The sequence below is a fragment of the Thermogemmatispora sp. genome (assembly GCF_019683755.1).
Classification (GTDB): domain Bacteria; phylum Chloroflexota; class Ktedonobacteria; order Ktedonobacterales; family Ktedonobacteraceae; genus Thermogemmatispora.
Genome location: NZ_JADGHT010000338.1, coordinates 1 through 4,940, shown reverse-complemented (window position 1 = coordinate 4,940; position 4,940 = coordinate 1). Strand labels below are relative to the sequence as shown.

The 4,940-nt window shown below is 58.8% G+C and carries 3 protein-coding genes and 1 pseudogene; 1 reads left to right on the top strand and 3 read right to left on the bottom strand.

The genetic code is table 11. From position 1 onward, the window contains the following. Nucleotides 1-687 (bottom strand): annotated as a pseudogene (locus IRZ24_RS16695) (hypothetical protein); the annotation flags it as partial. A gap of 314 nt (nucleotides 688-1,001) precedes the next feature. Between IRZ24_RS16695 and IRZ24_RS16690 the strand changes: the two are divergent. Continuing rightward, complete coding sequence (locus IRZ24_RS16690; RefSeq protein WP_297166602.1) at nucleotides 1,002-1,685, top strand: hypothetical protein; 684 nt, start codon at nucleotides 1,002-1,004, stop codon at nucleotides 1,683-1,685. A gap of 326 nt (nucleotides 1,686-2,011) precedes the next feature. On the opposite strand, the gene IRZ24_RS16685 is transcribed toward IRZ24_RS16690, so the two are convergent. Both IRZ24_RS16685 and IRZ24_RS16680 read right to left on the bottom strand, forming a co-directional pair. Further along, the gene (locus IRZ24_RS16685) at nucleotides 2,012-2,896 is read right to left on the bottom strand and encodes an NAD(P)-dependent oxidoreductase (RefSeq protein ID WP_297166599.1); all 885 of its coding nucleotides are present in this window, start codon (nucleotides 2,894-2,896) and stop codon (nucleotides 2,012-2,014) included. Nucleotides 2,897-3,153: 257 nt separating this feature from the next. Further along, the gene (locus IRZ24_RS16680; RefSeq protein WP_297166597.1) at nucleotides 3,154-4,359 is read right to left on the bottom strand and encodes an ArsA family ATPase; all 1,206 of its coding nucleotides are present in this window, start codon (nucleotides 4,357-4,359) and stop codon (nucleotides 3,154-3,156) included. Nucleotides 4,360-4,940: the final 581 nt, after the last annotated feature.

Genomic DNA, 4,940 nt, shown 5'->3' with positions numbered 1-4,940 from the left:
CTTGCTGTAGTCGCGATGCTCGCGAGGGAAGTAGAAGAGCAGATCACCGACCGTGTGGATACCCAGGCTGCGCAGGCGAGCGGCCACCGTCGGACCAACACCGTGAATAGCCGAGACGTCTGCCGTCAACAGGGTTAAGGCGGCATGCCCGGGTGTGCTACTGCCGTCAAGAGTGATGCGATCCGACTCGGCTTCCCGACGCTCCCTGCCACCACGGCCAGGTTCGCTATGGGCGGAACGGAGCTGAGGCTGAGACCGATCTCCTCCCGGAACTTGCTCACGCCTCAGAGCAGGAGAGGAGGAGGCTGGCCGAGCTAGCTGTCCACCAGGCTCACTGGCCTGTGAACGTGCTGAAGGCTCTGAAGATGGCTGCCGACTGGGAACGGCCTCTTGCTCACGCTCTAGCTCATTCAGGAGAGCCAGAGCTGCCCGCAAGTTGGCTGCACGCTGCAGAGGGTCCTGCTGGCGGTAGCCCTTTAAACAGGAGGCCAGACGATAGAAGGGGCGCAGATCGCGTCCTAACGCATGGCAGACAGGCCTGATCTCATCCAGCCAGTGCTTCACAAAGACTTCCAGTCCACCGGGTTTGACTGCCTGGTCTCGATGGTTGGTCCGTTGTTCGTGCTGAAGCACTTTGCGGGCGCGCTCGATATAAGGCTTGAGTGCTGTGTTTGCCCCTGTTGTCATACGTTGACGCTACTGCCTGTTTCTTAAGAGTACTGCTGCTCACCTACTATAGTCGTCGCTGCCCCCGAGTGTCAAGGGCCTGGGCGCCGCTCCAATAGGGTATCCAGCACCTGACCTAGCCTGGATGGGATGGAGTGCTGGAGAGCACGGTGTTCCCTACCGTGTATCGAGTACAGCCAAGTCGGGCCTCTGATCCTGGCGAACCTATCTACTAAAGGTGTTGCATAAATAGTACCTGTTGATCCTGGGGACGGAATGGGCATAATATAGAAGCTGTGAGCCTGCAAGAAGCTGCTGGAGGGAAAGAAAGAGAGATGGCACTGATTGGATCTGCTGCTGTGGTGGGAATTTTCGAAGAGCGGAGCCAGGCGGAGCAGGCCATTGGTGAGCTGAAAGCTGCTGGCTTCAAGGATGAGCAAATTACCAGGCTCTCGCGCGAGCCACTCAAGCCGCAAGAAGCTGGTCTAACGGAGCGGCTGCTGGAGCGAGCGAGAGCCAGATATAATCTGCCCTTGTTAGGGGGCATTATAGGAGCAGTAGGAGGAGGGCTTTTCAGCCTCCTTGCATCGCTGGTCCTTCCTCTGACTGGTGTTCAGATCAGCGGGGGGCCGATGCTTGCCCTCTGTGAAGGTCTCGTTTTGGGGGCCCTGGGAGGGGGCTTTCTAGGAACCATCATCGGTCCCTCATTGAGTGCCACGGGACCGCGCTACACAGAGGCCGAAGCCGTGAGAGGGCGCACTATCATCATGGTCAGAACCCTGGAGCGTCAGGCCGAAGCGGCCTTGATCCTGCGCAAATATGGAGCGCGCAACGCACTGGTGCCGCGGGCCACGGAGACCGCGGCGATGGCAGCGGTGCGCCTTGCTGGCCCCGAAGGCGGAAGCGTCTCATCTTCTAACGAGGGGAAGGCCAGGCTTTCCACAGGAGCGGCTGCCATGCAGGAAGAAGAGAGCGTCGAAAACAGTGAGCCGAACCGAGAAGTGTCGCAGAGTGACTGAGGAGTCGCGGCCAGAACCAGACCGGGGCGAGCAAAGCCGCCCCAGGTAATGGCCATCCCCTTAAGAATGGTTCCGACCTGGCTCAGGAGAAGGGCCAGCCTGACGCAGCGGCGAGCGTACAGCAAGTCAGACGGCCCCTCCCCTGGCCTGGTCAGCGGTTCACATTTGCTAGCTGAGAGCTGCTGACCAGGCAGGTTCTGCCCTCTTCCTATTCGAGCATTGCTCTATCTCTACCCCTGTGCAGTAGAGGTCAGCAGACACCCTGTTCTCTTCCAGGCTGCGCAGCGCCTTGCTGGGCGGCCTGGGATTGAGCCTTGCTACGCCGCTCACGGTTGAGTGGGTACCACGTCCTCATAGATATCATGTGTTGGCTGCCAACCGAGCAGGCGACGAGCGGCCTCATTGCTGCAGCGGAATGAGGGAGGGCAGGGCATTGACGGGTCGCGTGGTGGAGGAGGGACCTGTAGCAGAGCAGCGATATGGTCCACATACTCCCCATAGCGGACCGGCGTGGCGACGATATTAAAGATACGCCCCACGGCAGCCGGCTGCAAAGCTGCAATGATAGCCGTTGCCATATCGGCCACATGGATCGGCGAAATAAAATTGCTGCCATCGCAGATCACCACCAGGCGCCCTTCGCGCAAGCGAGCCACCAATGTATCCTGAGCAGTCCCGCGACCGACAAAGCTGCCGCCCCGCAGAATGCACCATCCCAACTCAGCAGGATTGACAGCCTGGACCATCTCCTCCATCATGATCACAGGCCCGCAAATCGTCGAGCGTTGCGGCGAGCGGTCTAAAGGAGTCGTCTCATCAAGCCAGCGCTCACCCCCGTCAGGATAGGCAATAGCAATGCTCTGCTGAATATAGTAGCGAGCCCCAGCGGCTTGCGCGGCCTCCAGAAGCAGCCGCGTACCCTCGGTACGCAGCCGGGTGGTCGGCTCCCAGGCCGAGGCATCGGTGGGGTTACGAGGAATCGCCGTAGCGATATGGACCACTGCATCGCAGCCACGGACCAGCGAAGGGAGCTGCTGCGCTGTTGTCTCCGTCAGCAGATCACCGCTGACCAGCTCAACGCCAGTGGCTCGAATCAAATGTCCCCGTTCGGGGGAGCGCACGAGTGCGCGCACCGTATGTCCTTGCTGAAGTAGGCGGGGGACAAGCGCTCGCCCCAGGACGCCTGTTGCACCGGCAACAAAGACATGCATCGTCCTTTCACCTTTCTCCGGTAGCCTCGCTTCGGCCTAGCTGCCAGCACTGTGGTAGAAGCTAGCGAACTAGCTGACTGAATGACTGGGAGCACTAGTCAGTAGGCCGATGTTGATTATCCGGTCTTGCGTCGGCACTAGAGCGAAATGGGAAACAGCCCGCTGCCAAGGGCGAGCGGGCATCTAAAGCGGCCAAAGCAGAGGGCTGCCAGCCTGACCAGGTTGGCCTCAGTAAGCCCAGGATAGTAGGGCCACACTCAGGCTGATTTCTCGTGTTCCGCTGCTGGTTGAGATGCTGGCCGACTGGCGGGTGGCGCAAAATGAATTTCCAGGGCCTTATCGACGAAGCGCGCTACCGTTGCCTCCTGGCTAGCCAATACGGCAGGCAGAGAAATATCGCGCTTGAAATTGCCGATCTCAATGATCATCTCATCTCCTTTTTTCGTCATAAGCACTTTCTCCAGCTCGACATGGGGGAGAGGGAGGCGTAAAACATAATGGCCATCTTGCTCGATGACCTCCTGGACAGGCCCGCGATAAAAGACCTGCGTCGGGTCCTGCTCGCCAAAGATGGCCTGCGCCAGCTCAGCTAGACGCTCGATACCAAGAGGCTCCTGAGCATAGTAGGGCGCCTCCCAGACAGGCAAAGGAGCGAAAGTCTGCTGGATATGACGGCGAAGCCTCTCTTGACTCTGGTACATCTGTTGCATAAATTGATCCTGATAAGGACCAGGTGGCAAGACACGATTACAGACCACGCCGTCGATAGGATAGCCGAAGAGAGCGAGGTAGGTTTCAGCGCGCAGAGCCTCCTTAATCACCATGCGCTCCGGGTTCACGACCGGGCGGTAGGAACTAACGGAGGGATCGCTGAGCACGCTGCGGAGGGCCTTGACGCGCTCGCTCAGTAACTGAACGGCATCCAACACCTCTGTCGAAGGGAGAAAGGCCTTAATCAGGGGGCGAGCCAGATTCAGCGTGCTCGTCTGCAGGCCAGCAATGCGCCCAGCATACCACTGGAAAGTATCGGGCATGCTCAGCAAGCGCACGGTCTCGCCAGTTGGGGCGGCGTCAATCACCACGACCTCGAAGGCGCCATCGCGTGCATTGCGGTAGATATTGAGCAAGCTGACGATTTCATCCATCCCAGGAATCAGCGCTAATTCTTCTGCCATAATACTATTGAGGCCCTGAGTCCGCAGGAGGCTGCTCAGCGTACCCTGCAGTTTCCCCCAGCTACGCCGCATCTCATCAAGCACATTCACTTCTTGGGCCCACAGCCCGGGAGCCAGCTCGCTCGGCTCTGAAGTCAGGGGCTGTCTCAAGCAATCGGCAAGACTATGGGCCAGATCGGTACTCACCACCAACGTGCGCTTGCCGAGCTGGGCTGAGCGCACAGCAGTGGCGGCGGCCACTGTTGTTTTCCCCACGCCACCCTTGCCGAGGTAGAGAATCATTCGCATAGGAGAAACCTTCTATTCCCTCGTCGTATGTGCTGTCCTTATTATATGCTCTCAAAAGCCCAGTCTGGAGGCGCGAGGTATCTATTCCATAGGGCGGCGCCAGCTCAGACTGTCTTTTGCTGCCTTCAGCCATTACTACGTTGGTGGTGGGGCCAGGTTAGAAAGAAGCAGAAGATCAGGGACAGAGGCAAGGCGGCGAGCAGGCTGCCGTGTAGAGGTGAGCTGGTAGCCGACTCGCCGCCCAGAAAGCGTCTATCGTCACGTACCTACCCTCTGGCCCCGTCACCCTCTCTAGCGCCTATCCCCGCTAGAGGGCGGATCGAGAGAGAGAGGACCTGAACAATCTTGGAGTAGGAGGACGAAATAAGTTACAGCTCAATTTTGCCGCGGAGGAACAGCATTTTAATGAACTCCAAGCGGCGTACGATCTCCATTCGATCGCTGCCGCCGCTCTGATACCACTGACGCAACCAGAGCAGAGAGGTGACCTCATCTTCAGAAAAGCCCTGGTGGATCAGAGCCTCGCCCTCATCAGCCGCATGACTGACCGTTGTCCCATAAGGTGTTTCAGGTTGCCGTTA